This is a genomic window from Solwaraspora sp. WMMD791, from assembly GCF_029581195.1.
Lineage (GTDB): Bacteria > Actinomycetota > Actinomycetes > Mycobacteriales > Micromonosporaceae > Micromonospora_E.
The window spans coordinates 2,107,235-2,123,738 of sequence record NZ_CP120737.1 but is presented as its reverse complement, the minus strand read 5'-3'; the positions used below and the strand labels follow the sequence as shown (position 1 = coordinate 2,123,738).

General features: G+C 73.1%; 12 protein-coding genes. 10 read left to right on the top strand and 2 right to left on the bottom strand.

Translation table 11 applies throughout. From position 1 onward, the window contains the following. Window positions 1-105 precede the first annotated feature (105 nt). From hisI to O7623_RS09180, 3 genes are all read left to right on the top strand, one after another. Window positions 106-552, top strand: coding sequence for a phosphoribosyl-AMP cyclohydrolase (gene hisI / locus O7623_RS09190; RefSeq protein WP_282228187.1), 447 nt, complete (start codon window positions 106-108; stop codon window positions 550-552). After that, on the top strand, window positions 549-2,102 hold the full coding sequence (locus O7623_RS09185) for an anthranilate synthase component I (protein WP_282228186.1): 1,554 nt from the start codon (window positions 549-551) through the stop codon (window positions 2,100-2,102). Before hisI ends, O7623_RS09185 begins: the two co-directional genes overlap by 4 nt. A gap of 98 nt (window positions 2,103-2,200) precedes the next feature. After that, window positions 2,201-2,791, top strand: coding sequence for a Trp biosynthesis-associated membrane protein (locus tag O7623_RS09180; RefSeq protein WP_282229356.1), 591 nt, complete (start codon window positions 2,201-2,203; stop codon window positions 2,789-2,791). A 4-nt stretch (window positions 2,792-2,795) separates the two neighbouring features. On the opposite strand, the gene O7623_RS09175 is transcribed toward O7623_RS09180, so the two are convergent. Continuing rightward, window positions 2,796-3,101, bottom strand: a complete 306-nt coding sequence (locus tag O7623_RS09175; RefSeq protein WP_282228185.1) for a hypothetical protein — start codon at window positions 3,099-3,101, stop codon at window positions 2,796-2,798. A 387-nt stretch (window positions 3,102-3,488) separates the two neighbouring features. Between O7623_RS09175 and trpC the strand changes: the two genes are divergently transcribed. The 5 genes from trpC to O7623_RS09150 all read left to right on the top strand — a co-directional run bounded on the left by trpC (window position 3,489) and on the right by O7623_RS09150 (window position 9,049). Then, window positions 3,489-4,370, top strand: coding sequence for an indole-3-glycerol phosphate synthase TrpC (trpC, locus tag O7623_RS09170; protein WP_282228184.1), 882 nt, complete (start codon window positions 3,489-3,491; stop codon window positions 4,368-4,370). Next, window positions 4,367-5,614 (top strand): tryptophan synthase subunit beta, encoded by a 1,248-nt coding sequence (trpB, locus tag O7623_RS09165; protein WP_282228183.1) that lies wholly within the window; start codon window positions 4,367-4,369, stop codon window positions 5,612-5,614. Before trpC ends, trpB begins: the two co-directional genes overlap by 4 nt. Further along, window positions 5,611-6,414 (top strand): tryptophan synthase subunit alpha, encoded by an 804-nt coding sequence (trpA, locus tag O7623_RS09160; RefSeq protein ID WP_282229355.1) that lies wholly within the window; start codon window positions 5,611-5,613, stop codon window positions 6,412-6,414. The genes trpB and trpA overlap by 4 nt, the downstream gene beginning before the upstream one ends. Before the next feature lie 94 nt (window positions 6,415-6,508). Next, entirely contained in the window at window positions 6,509-7,798 is a 1,290-nt protein-coding gene (gene lgt, locus O7623_RS09155) for a prolipoprotein diacylglyceryl transferase (protein ID WP_282228182.1), read from the top strand. Window positions 7,799-7,849: 51 nt separating this feature from the next. Next, window positions 7,850-9,049, top strand: a complete 1,200-nt coding sequence (locus O7623_RS09150) for an NAD(P)/FAD-dependent oxidoreductase (protein WP_282228181.1) — start codon at window positions 7,850-7,852, stop codon at window positions 9,047-9,049. Between the two features lie 43 nt (window positions 9,050-9,092). Here the strand turns inward: O7623_RS09150 and O7623_RS09145 are convergent, their stop codons facing one another. Beyond that, on the bottom strand, window positions 9,093-10,145 hold the full coding sequence (locus tag O7623_RS09145; protein WP_282228180.1) for a GNAT family N-acetyltransferase: 1,053 nt from the start codon (window positions 10,143-10,145) through the stop codon (window positions 9,093-9,095). Window positions 10,146-10,290: 145 nt separating this feature from the next. Here O7623_RS09145 and gltB point away from each other — a divergent pair, with 145 nt between their 5' ends. Further along, the gene (gene gltB, locus O7623_RS09140) at window positions 10,291-14,925 is read left to right on the top strand and encodes a glutamate synthase large subunit (RefSeq protein ID WP_282228179.1); all 4,635 of its coding nucleotides are present in this window, start codon (window positions 10,291-10,293) and stop codon (window positions 14,923-14,925) included. After that, on the top strand, window positions 14,918-16,396 hold the full coding sequence (locus O7623_RS09135) for a glutamate synthase subunit beta (RefSeq protein ID WP_282228178.1): 1,479 nt from the start codon (window positions 14,918-14,920) through the stop codon (window positions 16,394-16,396). Before gltB ends, O7623_RS09135 begins: the two co-directional genes overlap by 8 nt. Window positions 16,397-16,504: the final 108 nt, after the last annotated feature.

Below are 16,504 nucleotides of genomic sequence, written 5' to 3'. Positions count from 1 at the left end.
CACAGCCCCCGAACCGTCGGATCCGGCCGACCGCTGTCGGGCTTACGACACCGGTGACGGGACGCGGCAGCACGCCGGTTCGGCCGTACGGGACAATCGGTCACTGTGCCCGTACCCGATGAACCGCACGCCGACCCCGCAGCCGCCCGGCGGCGGCCCGGCGACGGCGCCCCCGCCCGCGCGTCCGCCCTCGATCCCGCCATCGCGGCCCGGTTGCGCCGCACCGCCGACGGCCTGGTCGCCGCCGTCGTGCAGCGGCACGGCACCGGCGAGGTGCTGATGATGGCGTGGATGGACGACGAGGCGCTGCACCGGACGCTGACCACCGGCCGGGCCACCTACTGGTCGCGCAGCCGGCAGGAATACTGGGTCAAGGGGGCCACCTCCGGGCACCACCAGTACGTGCGGTCGGTGCGGCTGGACTGCGACGGTGACGCCGTCCTGGTCGCCGTGGAGCAGGTCGGTGCCGCCTGCCACACCGGTGCACCGAACTGCTTCTTCGACGAACTGCCGGTGACCGGCACGATCACCGCCACCGAGGGGGGCCGATGACGACCGGAACGGTCAGCCCGGACGCGCAGACCTTCGCCAACCTGGCCCGGCAACGCCGGGTGGTGCCGGTCACCCGTCGGCTGTTGGCCGACGGCGAGACCCCGGTCGGGGTGTACCGCAAACTCGCCGGTGGGCCGGGGACCTTCCTGCTGGAGTCCGCCGAACAGGGCGCCGGGTCGGCCGGCACCGCCTGGTCGCGCTACTCGTTCGTCGGGGTGCGCAGCGCGGCGACGTTGACCGAGTCCGGCGGTGTCGCCCGTTGGCTCGGCGACCCACCGGACGGGCTGCCCGGCGGCGGCGACCCGGTGGACGTGCTGCGGTCGACGGTCGCCGCGCTGACCGGCCCGCCACCAGTGCCCGATGCCACCGCCGGGCTGCCGCCGCTGACCGGTGGCCTGGTCGGCTACCTGAGTTACGACTTCGTGCGCCGGCTGGAGCGGCTGCCCGAGCTGACCGCCGACGAGCTGGGACTGCCCGAGTTCGGTCTGCTGCTCGCCACCGACCTGGTGGTACTCGACCACTACGACGGTACGGCGATCCTGGTCGCCAACGCGGTACTGCCGGAGTCCGCCGATCCCGCCACGGTCGCCGCCGCCTACCACCACGCGATCGGCCGGCTGGACGCGATGACCACCGCGCTGTCGCGGCCCAACCCGCCGATGGTGTCCATGATCGACACTCCGGCCGACGCGGGCGCGGTTCGCAGCCGTACCGCACCGGGGGAGTACCCGAAGGCGGTCGAGCAGGCCAAGGAGGCGATCCGGGCCGGCGAGTGCTTCCAGATCGTGCTGGCGCAGCGGTTCGAGCGGGACACCACCGCCGACCCGTTGGACGTCTACCGGGTGCTGCGGGCCACCAACCCGAGCCCCTACATGTACCTGCTGCGGTTCGACGACTTCGACGTGGTCGGGTCGTCGCCGGAGGCGCATCTGAAGGTGACCGTCACCGAGGAGGGCACCCGGCGCGCGTTGCTGCACCCGATCGCCGGCACCCGGCGGCGGGGGGCGACCCCGGAGGAGGACGCGGCGCTCGCCGCCGAGCTGCTGGCCGACCCGAAGGAACGGGCCGAACACGTCATGCTCGTCGACCTGGGCCGTAACGACCTGGGCCGGGTCTGCCGGCCCGGCACCGTGGAGGTGCCGGAGTTCGCCACGGTCGAGCGGTACAGCCATGTCATGCACATCGTGTCGACGGTGGTGGGCGAGCTGCGCGCGGACCGTACCGCGTTCGACGCGCTGGCGGCGAGCTTCCCGGCCGGAACCCTGTCCGGTGCGCCGAAGGTACGGGCGATGGAGATCATCGAGGAGCTGGAGCCGACCCGCCGGGGCATCTACGGCGGCACCGTCGGCTACTTCGGCTTCGGCGGCGACCTCGACATGGCGATCGCGATCCGGACCGCGGTGATCCGGGGCGGTCGCGCCTACGTGCAGGCGGGCGCGGGGATCGTGGCCGACTCCGATCCGGCCGCCGAGGAGCGGGAGACCCAGAGCAAGGCTGCGGCGGTGCTGGTCGCGATCGCCGCCGCCGAGACCCTGCGCCCGGCCCGGTGACCGGCAACGGGCCGGACGGCATCGGACCTGCCGCGGGCGCACCGGGCCCGACGGCCGCCGGCGGGGCCGGCTCGCGGGCGCCCGGCGTCCGTCGGGAGCTGGCCGGTGCCGTCGGTGCCTGCCTGGTCGGCGCCGGCCTGACCTGGTACGCCGCCCGGCAGGCGTGGGGGGTGGAGGTGACGGTACGGCCGGAGCCGCTGCCTGCCGTGGAGGTGGTACGCACCGGGGCCGACGTACTGCCGTGGTTACCGGCGCTGGCCCTGGTCGGGCTGGCCGGCGCGGGGGCGGTGCTGGCCAGCCGGGGACTGGTCAGGCGGCTGATCGGGGCGTTGCTCGCCGTCGTCGGTGTGGCGGTGCTGGCGGGCGCGGCGGCGGTGCTGGTCGGGGTGACCCCGGTGGGTCGGGCGGCGGCGGAAACGGCGTCGACCGCGCCGCACTGGCCGGCCCTGGCGATGGCGGGGGCGCTGCTGTCGACCGCCGGTGGGCTGGTGACGGTCCTGCGGTCGGGTGGCTGGCCGGCGATGGGGGCCCGGTACGAGCGGACGGCGCCCGGGACGACGGCACCTGGGGCGACGTCGACCCGCCCGGCGGCCGACCGCCGGGCGACGTCGGCACCGAGGTCGACGCTCGACACCTGGGCCGCGCTCGACCGGGGTGAGGATCCGACCGTCGACGACGGGCCGCGTTAGCCCGTCACGCCGCCGCGCCGGTCTCCCGTCGGGTGGTGGTCGGCCTGGTCTCCCGGCGGGCGTCGGCGGTCTGCGTCTCGACCGGCCGGCTGCTCGCCAGCGTCGCGACCAGCCGGCGGATCTCGTCACGCTGGTGGGCGCGGGCCCGGTCGGCGCAGATCGCCTCCCAGGCGTTGCCCTGCGCGGTACGCACCCGGTGGTCGCCCACCACGGCGCGTTCGACCGAGTGCGCGACCTCGGCGGCCAGGGCGACGACGGCGCGGGGGATGGCGATCAGGTCGACGGTCGTGTCGCGTGGCGCGGTGCTCATGGTGCCCCCCAGGGTGGTTGCACGGCCGGCGGCTACCGCCGACCAGTCTGCCCGAACTCCATGCTGACCGGGGCCTGTTTCGCGACGGTGACCCGCAGGTCAACTGTCGGCGGTGACGCCTGTGTCAACTATCGCCCCGGTGCACCGGTGTCGTCCGTACCGCCGGTGTTGATCTGTGCCACAGCGCGCCCCCACCGTCCGGCAGGCTAAGATCAATGTCGATGGAATCGCGGAGATTCCGCAGGCATGGGTCCGTCGGGTCGGCACTTGAGTACGGTGGGTGATGCCGTTGACACAAAAGGTTGGACATTATGCCCCAGTCCAATTCGTGAGGCGCGCCATACCCCCGGCTCTGGTTACCCTGCGCCGCCGCCTAGCATCGGGCGCATGACACCCGGAGAGGGGAGTCCGTTGGTGACTGCTGACCAGGAAGACAGCGCGGGACCGGCGGCGCCGGCACTCAGCGTTCTCGATGAGATCCTTGCTGGCGTCCGGGCCGACCTGAAGCGTCGCGAGGAGCTGGTGCCGCTGAGCCGGATCCGTGAGCTCGCCGCCGCGGCACCGCCGCCGATCGACGCGTGCGCCGCGCTGCGTAAGCCCGGGGTCGGGGTGATCGCCGAGGTCAAGCGGTCGTCGCCGTCGAAGGGCGCGCTGGCCGACATCCCGGATCCGGCGGACCTGGCGACCGAGTACGCCGCCGGCGGTGCCCGCTGCATCAGCGTGCTCACCGAGGGCCGGTGGTTCGGTGGCTCGCTGGACGACCTGACCGCCGTGCGGGCCGCGGTGGACGTGCCGGTGCTGCGCAAGGACTTCATCGTCTCCAGCTACCAGGTGCACGAGGCCCGTGCGCACGGTGCCGACCTGGTGCTGCTGATGGTCGTCGCGTTGGAGCAGAACGTCCTGGTCGGTCTGCTGGAGCGGATCGAGTCGCTGGGCATGACCGCGCTGGTCGAGGTGCACACCGAGGAGGAGGCCGATCGGGCCCTGGAGGCCGGTGCCCAGGTCATCGGGGTCAACGCCCGGGACCTGCGCACCCTGGAGGTCGACCGGTCGGTCTTCGAACGGATCGCCCCCGGGCTGCCCAACAGCGTCGTCAAGATCGCCGAATCGGGGGTGCGGGGGCCGCACGACCTGATCAGGTACGCGTCGGCCGGCGCCGACGCCGTCCTGGTCGGCGAGGGCCTGGTCACCCAGAAGAGCCCCCGGGACGCGGTCGCGGAGCTGGTCAACGCGGGCAACCACCCGGCGACCCCACGGCCGGTCCGGTGAGCGCCCCGGCCGGCACCGCCGCCGGTGCCCACCCGGGCGAGCTGCCCGACGGGACGGGTCACTTCGGCCGCTACGGCGGCCGGTTCGTCCCGGAGGCGCTGATCGCCGCCCTCGACGAGCTCGACGTCGCCTACCGGCAGGCGATGGCCGACGACGGGTTCCGGGCCGACTTCGCCCGGCTGCTGCGCGACTATGCCGGCACCCCGTCGCTGCTGTACCGGGCCGAACGGCTCTCCGCCCAGGTCGGCGCGACGGTCCTGCTCAAGCGCGAGGACCTCAACCACACCGGCGCGCACAAGGTGCGCAACGTGCTCGGCCAGGCGCTGCTGACCCGGCGGATGGGCAAGCCCCGGATCATCGCCGAGACCGGCGCCGGGCAGCACGGGGTGGCCAGCGCCACCGCCGCCGCCCTGCTCGACCTCGAGTGCGTGGTCTACATGGGCGAGGTCGACACCGAACGGCAGGCGCTCAACGTCGCCCGGATGCGGATGCTCGGGGCGACCGTGGTGCCGGTCACCAACGGCTCGCGCACCCTCAAGGACGCGCTCAACGAGGCGCTGCGCGACTGGGTGGCCAGCGTCGACCACACCCACTATCTGATCGGCACCGCCGCCGGGCCCCACCCGTTCCCGGCGATGGTGCGCGACTTCGTACGCGGCATCGGCGACGAGGCCCGCGCGCAGTGTCTGGAGACCCTCGGGGCCCTGCCGGACGCGGTGGCCGCCTGCGTCGGCGGCGGATCCAACGCGATCGGCATCTTCCACGCCTTCGTCGGCGACGAGCAGGTCCGGCTGTACGGGTTCGAAGCCGGCGGCGACGGGGTGGCCACCGGCCGGCACGCGGCCAGCATCACCGGTGGCTCCTCCGGGGTGCTGCACGGCGCCCGTACCTACCTGCTGCAGGACGCCGACGGGCAGACCCTGGACTCGCACTCCATCTCGGCCGGGCTGGACTACCCGGCGGTCGGCCCGGAGCACGCCTGGCTGCACGACACCGGCCGGGCGCACTACCGGCCGGTCACCGACGCCGAGGCGATGGAGGCGTTCCAGCTGCTCTGCCGCACCGAGGGGATCATCCCGGCGATCGAGAGCGCGCACGCCCTCGCCGGCATGATCAAGATCGTCCCCGAGTTGACGGCCGAGCTGGGCCGGACCCCGACGATCGTGGTCAACCTCTCCGGCCGGGGAGACAAGGACGTACACACCGCCGGGGCGTACTTCGGCATCCTCGACGGGCAGGACTGATGAGCATCACGGTCGCGTTCGACAAGGCCCGCGCCGAGGGCCGGGCGGTCCTGGTCGGCTGCATGCCGGCCGGCTTCCCGACGGTCGACGACAGCATCACGGCGATGCGGGCGATGGTCGACGCCGGGGTCGACGTCATCGAGGTCGAGCTGCCGTACTCCGATCCGGTGATGGACGGCCCGGTGATCCAGCGGGCCAGCGACATCGCGCTGGCCGGTGGGGTGCGCATCGCCGATGCCCTGCGGATCATCGAGGCGGTCGCCGCCACCGGTGCCCCGGTGGTCACGATGACCTACTGGAACCCGATCGAGCGGTACGGGGTCGACACGTTCGCTCGAGACCTGGCCGCCGCCGGCGGGACCGGCCTGATCACCCCGGACCTGATCCCGGACGAGGCCGACGACTGGCTGGCGGCGTCGGACACGTACGGCCTGGACCGGACCTTCCTGGTCTCACCGTCGTCGACCGACGAGCGGTTGGCGATGACGGTCCGGCACTGCCGGGGCTTCGTCTACGCCACCGCCCTGATGGGGGTCACCGGCGCCCGGGAGCAGTCCTCCGACGCGGCGCCGACGCTGGTCCGCCGGCTGCGCGCGGTCACCGACCTGCCGGTCGGGGTCGGCCTCGGGGTCGGCAACGGCGCCCAGGCGGCGCAGGTCGGCTCCTTCGCCGACGGGGTGATCGTCGGCAGCGCGTTGATCCGCTGCCTGCTCGACGCCCCCGACCTGGCTTCCGGGCTGGCCGCCCTGCGTCAGCTCAGTGGCGAGCTCGCCGCCGGGGTCCGGGCCGTCAGCCGCTGACCCGCCGGGCAGTCAGCCGCTGACCCGGGCCGTCATCCATCGACCCGGCCAGCGGTGCCGGAGCGAGACACGCGGTTTTCCCACCCTGACCGGGGTGCCGGGTCGACGGGTCGCGACGGTAGCGTGTGCATCCGTGACTCTCGCCGCTATCCCCAGCCCGGCCACTGCGGTCTGGCAGCTTGGTCCGATACCCATCCGGGCGTACGCGCTCTGCATCGTCGCCGGCATCGTCGTGGCCTGCGTGGTCACCGAGTACCGCCTCCGCCAGCGCGGGGCCCGACCCTGGGCGGTGCTGGACATCGCCATCTGGGCGGTGCCGGCCGGCATCATCGGTGCCCGGCTCTACCACGTCGTCAGCTCGCCGCAGGAGTACTTCGGCGCCGGCGGCAACCCGATCGAGGCCCTCTACATCTGGCAGGGCGGGCTCGGCATCTGGGGCGCGGTCGCCGGTGGCGCGGTGGGTGCCTGGCTCGCCGCCCGCCAGCTCGGTATCCCGCTGACCGTGGTCGCCGACGCGCTGGCCCCGGGGCTGCCGCTGGCCCAGGCGGTCGGGAGATTCGGCAACTGGTTCAACAACGAGCTGTACGGCGGCCCGACCACGTTGCCGTGGGGGCTGCAGGTGCACCAGATGGACCGGGCCAATCCGGGCCAGGCCCTGCGGGATCCGGAGGGCAACCCGGTGCTGGAGCCGGGGCTGTACCACCCGACGTTCCTGTACGAGGCGCTCTGGAACGTCGGTGTCGCCGGTCTGGTGATCCTGGCCGAGCGCCGCTGGAAGCTCGGTGCCGGGCGGGCGTTCGCGGTGTACGTGATGGGTTACACCGCCGGCCGGTTCTGGATCGAGATGATGCGTACCGACACCGCCAACGAGATCCTCGGGGTCCGGCTGAACGTGTGGACCTCGCTGCTGGTCTTCCTCGGCGCGTTGGCGTACCTGGTCCGGGTCCGTGGCCCGCAGCAGTTCCTGATCCCGCTGGACGCCGCCGGCGAACCGTTGCCGCCGCTGTCCGCTGGTGGGACGGCTGGCACGTCCGGCGGGTCGGCCGGAGCGGACACGCCCGGCTCGGGGCAGCCCGGGGGCTCCGGTGCCGCCACCGGTGGGGTGTCGCAGGTCGATGTCTCCGCCAGGCCGGCGGGTGCCGAGGCCGTCGGCGGTTACCAGGTGGTCGACGAGCCGCAGTACGCCGAATACCTGCGTACCGGTACCGCGCCGGCCGGGGACGCTCCGGCTGCCGAGGAACCGGTTCCGGCTGCCGAGCCGGCACCGACCAAGGAGCCGGTGGCGGAGGAGCCGGTGGCGGCGGAGGAGCCGGCTGACGAGCCGGCGGTGGCTGCGGAGACCGTGGCCGCCACGGAGAACAAGCCGGACACGTCCGGGCGCTGACCGGGCCACCGCATCGGGTGGCCTGACGATCGATCCGGGAAGGCGGGGCGGATGCGTACTGCCGTCGTGGTGGGGGCCGGTGTCGGTGGGCTGGCGGTCGCGGGCGCGCTGGCCCGGTCGGGGTGGCGGGTCACCCTGCTGGAGCGGCAGGACCGGATCCGGTCGGCCGGCACCGCTCTGGTGCTCTGGCCGAACGGGATCCGCGCGTTGCAGGCGCTCGGACTCGGCGGCGGGCTGGACGCGATCGCGACCGGGCTGGCGTACCACGGTGTCCGCCGGCCCGACGGGCAGTGGCTGGTGCAGCCGCGGCCGCAGGCCGGTGAGCGGGTCCCGGTGGTGGTCCATCAGGAGGATCTGCACGACGCCCTGATCGCCGGTCTGGGTGAGCAGGTGGAGATCCGTACCGGGGTGGCGGTGCGCGGCCTGCGACCGGCCTCGACGGACCGGCCGGCGGTGACCACCGGCCGGGGCGTGGTCGAGGCCGACCTGGTGGTCGCGGCGGATGGCGCGCAGAGCACGCTGCGCCCCGCGTTGGCCCCGGCCAGTACGGTGGTCAGCTCGGGGTGCGCCGCCTGGCGGGCGGTGGTCCCCTGGTACCGGGCGCCGCAGTTGCCGCCGGAGCGTATCTCGGGGGAGATCCTCGGTGCCGGGTACCGGTTCGTGTCGGCGTCGCTGGGCGAGCGGGGCTCGGCCGGCGGCTCCAGCCGGGGCGGCATCTACTGGGTGGCGACGGCGGCCGGCGCGTCCCGGCCGGAGCCGCCGGCGACCCAGTTGACGTTGCTGCGCCGCTGGTTCGCCGGCTGGCCGAGCCCGGTCGGGGAGTTGCTCGCCGCGACCGAACCGGCGGACCTGGTCCAGGCCGAGGTCCGCGAGTTGCGGCCACTGCCTCCGTCGTACGGGTTCCCGACCGGTCCGGGCGGCGTGGTCCTGCTCGGCGACGCGGCGCATGCCATGTCGCACCATCTCGGTCAGGGTGCCTGCCTGGCGTTCGAGGACGCGGCGACGCTCTGCGCGGTGGTCCGGGACGCGGTGCCGGGCCCGCGGTTGGCCGACGCGGTGGCCGCGTACAGCAGGCTGCGGCGGCCCCGGACGGTGGCGATGGTGCGGCAGAGCCGGCGGATGGCGGCGGTGTTGCAGGCCCGGGGCCGGTTGGCGCTGCGGGCCCGCGACGCCACGCTCGGCACGATCAGCCCCCGGCTGCTGGGCAGCGTCGCGGCCACCGCCGACCGGTGGAGTCCGCCACCGTCGTGACCGGTGGAGCCGGTCCCGGCCGCCCCGACCTCTGGCTGTCGGCTCAGACGGTGGCTGTCGGGCTGGCGATGCAGGCGGTGCCGACGCGGCGGAACCCGAGCCGGTGGTAGAGCATCGCGACGTCGTCGCTGCCGGCTGCCAGGAAGACCAGGTCGACGCCGTCGGCGAGGGCCTGCCGGGCCAGGGTGACGGTGACGGCGGAGGCGAGGCCCTGCCGGCGGGCCGCCGGCAGGGTGCCGACCCCGACGATCTCGGCCACGTCGTCGACCCGGTTGACCGAGCCGACCGCGACCGGGTCGGTCCGCCCAGGCAGGGTGGCCAGCGCGATCCGGTGGATGCCGGAGCGGATCGCGTCACCTTCGTGGCGGACCAGCGTCGCCGGCAGCAGGTCGGTGGCTGTCGTGGTGTGAGTGGCCGCTGCGGTCTGCGTGGCCTCCGTGGCAGGTGCCTGCGCTGCGGCTGACGCGGCATCCGGGCCGTTGGCGGCGGTGGCGAGCACAGCGGCCGTCGCGCCGGTTGTCGGCCATTCCGTACCCGGTGCCCGATCACCACTATCGACAGTGGGAAATGTCACTGTAACAATCTCGGGGGCATCTGCACTCGTGGTCGGCAGCGGTCCGTCGGCGGTCGAAACGGGGTTGAAGGCGGCCTGGGCGACCGCGAACCAGGCCGCCAGGTCGGTCTCGAAACCGGGCGAATCCGGATCGAGCAGCCGTACGGCCGGCGGGTCGGCAGGGGAGTCGGCAGGGGAGTCGGCGGGCAGGGCCGCCGGGTCGAGCACCATCAGCGGTGCCTGGTGGACCCCCAGGCCGGCGGCGCGGGCCACGGCGAGCAGGTCGGGCCGGATCTCGTGGATCCATTCGAACGACTCGGGAAGCCCCAGTTCGCGCTGTCGAGCGCGTACGGTGGTGATGTCGGCGGCGGCCGGCGGGGCGGCGGCACCCCGGCGGGGGCGAGCGTAGAACGGCCACCCGCCTTCCTCCCGCCGCACGAAAAGTACATAATCGCCCAGCTCTTCGGGGCGGGCGGCGGCACGCGGTACGGCATCGCAGAACCGGTCCAGCCGATCGAGGAGTCGGTCTTCCTGGTTGGCCACCTTGTGAGACTACACGTCCCATACTGTGGACGTGTGATCAATTCGCACTGGTGATGTCCGGTGGCCCCTCACGTAGACTCAATAAACTCTCCAGGGCCGACGTCGTCCCGAATCTGTTCATGCGCGAGTGACGACAGGAGGCCCGGTGGTTCTTCCGTACCCGCAGGGACCGCACCCTTGCCCGCCGCAGGCGTCCCGGCCGCAGGCCGCCCCGCCGCCGGCGCAGGGTCTCTACGACCCGGCCCGCGAACACGACGCGTGCGGTGTCGCCTTCGTGGCCGACCTCAACGGTCGCCGCTCGCACGACGTGGTGGCCAAGGGCCTGGCCGCGCTGTGCCGGCTGGACCACCGGGGGGCCCGGGGCGCGGAGCAGAACACCGGCGACGGCGCCGGCATCATGATCCAGGTCCCCGACGAGTTCCTGCGGGCCGTCGTCGACTTCGCGCTTCCGCCGGCCGGCCAGTACGCCACCGGCCTGGTCTTCCTGCCGACCGACCCGGCCGACGAAGCCCGGGTCCGGCGCATCGTCGAGAAGTACGCCCTGGTCGAAGGCGCCGACGTGCTCGGCTGGCGGGACGTGCCGGTGCAGCCGGACGGGCTCGGTGAGACCGCCGACGCCGCCCGCCCCCGGATCAGCCAGCTCTTCCTCGCCGCGCACCGGCTCACCGACGCGCCCGCCGGCCCGGCCGGCACCCCGTTGACCGGGCTGGACCTGGACCGGGTGGCGTTCTGCGTCCGCAAGCAGGCCGAGCGGGAGAGCGCCGAGCGTGGCGTGCCGGCGTACTTTCCGTCACTGTCCGGCCGGACCATGGTCTACAAGGGCATGCTCACCCCCGACCAGCTGCCGGAGTTCTTCCCGGACCTGCGCGACGAGCGGGTGGCCAGCGCGATCGCCCTGGTGCACTCCCGGTTCTCCACCAACACCTTTCCGTCGTGGCCGCTGGCCCACCCGTACCGCTTCATCGCGCACAACGGCGAGATCAACACGATCCGGGGCAACAAGAACTGGATGAACGCCCGCGAGGCGCTGCTGGCCACGCCGAACATCCCGGGCAACATCCGCCGGCTCTTCCCGGTCTGCACCCCGCAGGCGTCCGACTCGGCCAACTTCGACGAGGTCCTCGAGCTGCTGCACCTGGCCGGGCGCAGCCTGCCGCACGCCGTGCTGATGATGATCCCGGAGGCGTGGGAGAACGACCCCGGGATGGACCCGGCCAAGCGTGACTTCTACCGCTTCCACGCCAGCCTGATGGAGCCGTGGGACGGCCCGGCGTCGGTCGCCTTCACCGACGGTGAGATCGTCGGCGCGGTGCTGGACCGCAACGGCCTGCGCCCCGGCCGCTGGTGGCGTACCAGCGACGGCCTGGTGGTGCTCGGCAGCGAGGCCGGGGTGCTCGACCTCGACCCGGCGACCGTGGTCGCCAAGGGCCGGCTGCGCCCCGGGCGGATGTTCCTGGTCGACACCGCCGCCGGGCGCATCGTGGAGGACGAGCAGGTCAAGGCCGAGCTGGCCGCGGCCCAGCCGTACGCCGACTGGCTGCACGCCGGGCTGATCGACCTGCGGGACCTGCCCGAGCGCGACCACACCGTCTACACCCACGACTCGGTGCAGCGCCGCCAGCAGACCTTCGGCTACACCGAGGAGGAGCTGAAGATCCTGATCGCGCCGATGGCCCGCAAGGGCATCGAACCGATCGGGTCGATGGGCACCGACACCCCGATCGCGCCGCTGTCCACCCGGCCCCGGCTGCTGTTCGACTACTTCCACCAGCTGTTCGCCCAGGTCACCAACCCGCCGTTGGACGCCATCCGGGAGGAGATGGTGACCAGCCTGCAGTCGACCATCGGCCCGGAGGGCAACCTGCTCGACCCCGGGCCGGCGTCCTGCCGGCAGATCGTGCTGCCGTACCCGGTGATCGACAACGACGAGCTGGCCAAGATCCTGTCGATCGACGAGGACGGCGACCTGCCCGGCTTCAAGGCGGTCCGGGTCTCCGGGCTCTACCCGCTGCGCGACGGCGCCGAGGGCATCAAGGCCCGACTCACCCAGATCTGCCGGCACGTCTCCGAGGCGATCGAGGACGGCGTACGGATCTTCGTGCTCTCCGACCGTGACTCCACGATCGACCTGGCCCCGATCCCGTCGCTGCTGCTCACCGCCGCCGTGCACCAGCACCTGGTCCGCGAGCAGACCCGCACCCAGGTGGCGCTGGTCGTCGAGAGCGGCGACTGCCGCGAGGTGCACCACGCCGCTGTGCTGATCGGCTACGGCGCGGCGGCGGTCAACCCGTACCTGGCCTTCGAATCGGTCGAGGACCTGATCGCCACCGGCGCGCTGCCCGGCATCGAGTCCACCGTCGCGATCCGCAACTACGTCAAGGCGCTCGGCAAGGGCGTCCTGAAGATCATGTCGAAGATGGGCATCTCGACGGTCTCCTCGTACTGCGGGGCGCAGGTCTTCGAAGCCGTCGGTCTCGACCCACTGGTCGTCGAGCGCTACTTCGCCGGCACCCCCGGCACGGTCGGCGGCGTCGGCCTGGCCGGCATCCACGCCGAGATCGCGGCCCGGCACGCCCGCGCCTACCCGGCCAACAGCGCCGAACGTTCGCACCGGCGCCTCGACGTCGGTGGCGAGTACCAGTGGCGGCGCGAAGGTGAGATCCACCTGTTCAACCCGGAGACGGTGTTCCTGCTGCAGCACGCCACCCGCTCCGGGCAGTACGACGTGTTCCGCCGCTACACCGCCGCCGTTGACGAACTGGCCGAACGGGCCGGCTCGCTGCGCGGACTGTTCACCCTGCGGACCGGGGTGCGCGAACCGGTCCCGCTCGACGAGGTCGAGCCGGCCAGCGAGATCGTCAAGCGCTTCTCCACCGGTGCGATGAGCTACGGGTCGATCTCCGCCGAGGCACACGAGACCCTCGCCATCGCGATGAACCGCCTCGGCGGGCGGTCCAACACCGGCGAGGGCGGCGAGGACGTCGAGCGGCTCTACGACCCGACCCGGCGTTCGGCGGTCAAACAGATCGCCTCCGGCCGGTTCGGCGTGACCAGCGAATACCTGGTCAACGCCGACGACCTGCAGATCAAGATGGCCCAGGGCGCCAAGCCGGGCGAGGGCGGGCAGCTGCCCGGCAACAAGGTGTGGCCGTGGATCGCCAAGACCCGCCACGCCACCCCCGGCGTCGGGCTGATCTCGCCACCGCCGCACCACGACATCTACTCGATCGAGGACCTCGCCCAGCTGGTCCACGACCTCAAGTGCGTCAACCCGGCCGCCCGGGTGCACGTCAAACTGGTCAGCGAGATCGGCGTCGGCACCGTCGCCGCCGGCGTCGCCAAGCTCAAGGCCGACGTCATCCTGATCTCCGGCCACGACGGCGGCACCGGCGCGTCGCCGCTGAACTCGCTCAAGCACGCCGGCACCCCGTGGGAGCTGGGCCTGGCCGAGGCGCAGCAGACGCTGCTGCTGAACAAGCTGCGCGACCGGGTCACCGTCCAGGTCGACGGGCAGCTCAAGACCGGCCGGGACGTGCTGATCGCGGCGCTGCTCGGCGCCGAGGAGTACGGCTTCGCCACCGCGCCGCTGATCGTCGAGGGCTGCGTGATGATGCGGGTCTGCCACCTGGACACCTGCCCGGTCGGCATCGCCACCCAGAACCCGGTGCTGCGGGAACGCTTCACCGGCAAACCGGAGTTCGTGGAGAACTTCTTCCTGTTCCTCGCCGAGGAGGTCCGTGGCTACCTCGCCGAGCTGGGGTTCCGGTCGATCGACGAGGCGATCGGCCGGGCCGACCTGCTCGACACCGCCCCGGCGGTGGACCACTGGAAGGCCAAGGGGCTGGACCTGTCGGCGGTGCTGCACGTGCCGACCCTGCCGGCCGGGGCGTCGCTGCGCGGCATCCGGGCCCAGGACCACGGCCTGGACAAGGCCCTCGACAACGAGCTGATCGCGCTCGCCGCACCGGCACTGACTGACCGGACCCCGGTCAAGGCGTCGGTGACGGTGCGCAACGAGCACCGCAGCGTCGGCGCGATGCTCGGCGGCGAGGTGACCCGTCGGGTCGGTGGGGCCGGGCTGCCCGACGACACCATCGAGTTCACCCTCACCGGCACCGCCGGGCAGTCGTTCGGGGCCTTCCTGCCGCGCGGGGTGACGCTGCGGCTGCACGGCGACGCCAACGACTACGTCGGCAAGGGCCTGTCCGGGGGTCGGCTGATCGTGCGCCCGGACGCGGCGGCACCGTTCGCCGCCCCTGGCGGCGCCGGCGCCGAGGAGCAGATCATCGCCGGCAACACCATCCTGTACGGGGCCACCGCCGGTGAGCTGTTCCTGCGCGGGCGGGTCGGCGAACGGTTCGCGGTGCGCAACTCGGGCGCCGCTGCGGTCGTCGAGGGAGTCGGCGACCACGGCTGCGAATACATGACCGGCGGTACGGTCGTGGTGCTCGGCCCCACCGGGCGCAACTTCGCCGCCGGCATGTCCGGCGGTACGGCGTACCTGTGGCGACTCGACGAGCGGCTGGTCAACCGGGAGCTGGTGGACCTGGAGCCGGTGTCGGCCGAGGCCGAGCCGATGCTGCGGGAACTGGTCGAGCGGCATCTCGCCGAGACCGACTCGGCGGTGGCCGAGGCACTGCTCAAGCGCTGGCCGGAGGCGGTGGAGGAGTTCGCCGTCGTGGTGCCGCGCGACTACAAGCGGGTGTTGGAAGCGATGAGGGCCGCCGAAGCTGCCGGCCGTGACGTGGATGAGGCCGTCATGGAGGTGGCTCGTGCCTGACCCGACCGGATTCCTGCGGTTCGACCGGCGACTGCCGCAGCGCCGCCCCGTACCGGTGCGGATCTCCGACTGGCGGGAGGTCTACCCGCCGGCCACCGACGAGCTGATCCGCGAGCAGGCGACCCGCTGCATGGACTGCGGGATCCCGTTCTGCCACGACGGCTGCCCGCTGGGCAACCGCATCCCGGACTGGAACGACCTGGTCCGCACCGGCGGCTGGGCAGCGGCGATCGAGTCGCTGCACGCCACCAACAACTTCCCGGAGTTCACCGGCCGGCTCTGCCCGGCTCCGTGTGAGGCGGCCTGCGTACTGGGCATTGGCGGTGGCGCGCCGGTGACCATCAAGCAGGTCGAGGTGGAGATCATCAACCGGGCGGTCGACGCCGGGCTGATCACTCCGCAGGAGGTGCCGGCGCCGTCGGGTAGGCGGGTCGCTGTGGTCGGCTCCGGCCCGGCCGGGCTGGCCGCCGCGCAGCAGCTGGCCCGGGCCGGGCACGCGGTGACCGTCTTCGAACGTGACGACGCGATCGGTGGGCTGCTGCGCTACGGCATCCCCGACTTCAAGTTGGAAAAGCAGCACATCGACCTGCGGTTGGCCCAGTTGGCGGCCGAGGGCGTGCAGTTCCAGACCGGGGTGAACGTCGGGGTCGACGTCACCGCCGCGCAGCTGCGGGCCGACCACGACGCGGTGCTGCTGGCCTGCGGCGCGCTCGCCGGCCGGGACACCCCGGCGACGCCGGGCCGGGCGCTGCGCGGGGTGCACCTGGCGATGGAGCATCTGGTCGAGTCGAATCGGGTGGTGGCCGCCGGGGCGGGGCAGCCGGCGGTCGACGCGGCCGGCAAGCATGTGGTGATCATCGGTGGCGGTGACACCGCCGCCGACTGTCTCGGGGTGGCGCACCGCCAGGGCGCGGCCGGGGTCTACCAGCTGGACCTGTACCCGCAGCCGCCGAGCGCCCGCGACGAGGCCCGCGACCCGTGGCCGACCTGGCCGTGGCTGCTGCGCGAGTACCCGGCGCACGAGGAGGGCGGCGAGCGGGTGTTCGCCGTCGCCGTACAGGAGTTCGTCGACGACGGCACCGGCGCGGTGAAGGCGGTGCGTATCGCCGAGGTGACGGTCACGAAGGTCGACGGTGAGCGGATCCTGACGGTGGTCCCGGGGTCGGAGCGGGAGCTGCCGGCGGACCTGGTGCTGCTGGCGATCGGCTTCGAGGGCACCGAGGAGCAGCCGCTGCTGGAGCAGTTGCGGCTGGTCCGCAACCGGCGGGGCGCGGTCGACTCCGACGGGCAGTGGCAGACCGCGACCAAGGGCGTCTTCGTCGCCGGGGACATGCACCGGGGCGCATCGCTGATCGTGTGGGCGATCGCCGAGGGGCGGGCGGCGGCGGCCGCGATCCACTCGTACCTCGGCGGGGTGGGGGACCTGCCGGCCCCGGTGACCCCCGCCATGCAGCCTCTCGCCGCCCGCTGACCGCCGCTGGCTCCGCGACGCCGACTCCCCGCGACGCCGATTCCGCGACGCCGACTCCCCGCGACGATCTTGCGCTTATCGAGAAAATATGTCCGACTTGTCCATCGG

Coding starts and splice junctions, on each gene's coding strand:
- O7623_RS09185 (WP_282228186.1), top strand. CDS start 549: ATGACGACCGGAACGGTCAGCCCGGACGCGCAGACCTTCGCCAACCTG.
- trpC (WP_282228184.1), top strand. CDS start 3,489: ATGACACCCGGAGAGGGGAGTCCGTTGGTGACTGCTGACCAGGAAGAC.
- O7623_RS09175 (WP_282228185.1), bottom strand. CDS start 3,101: ATGAGCACCGCGCCACGCGACACGACCGTCGACCTGATCGCCATCCCC.
- O7623_RS09150 (WP_282228181.1), top strand. CDS start 7,850: ATGCGTACTGCCGTCGTGGTGGGGGCCGGTGTCGGTGGGCTGGCGGTC.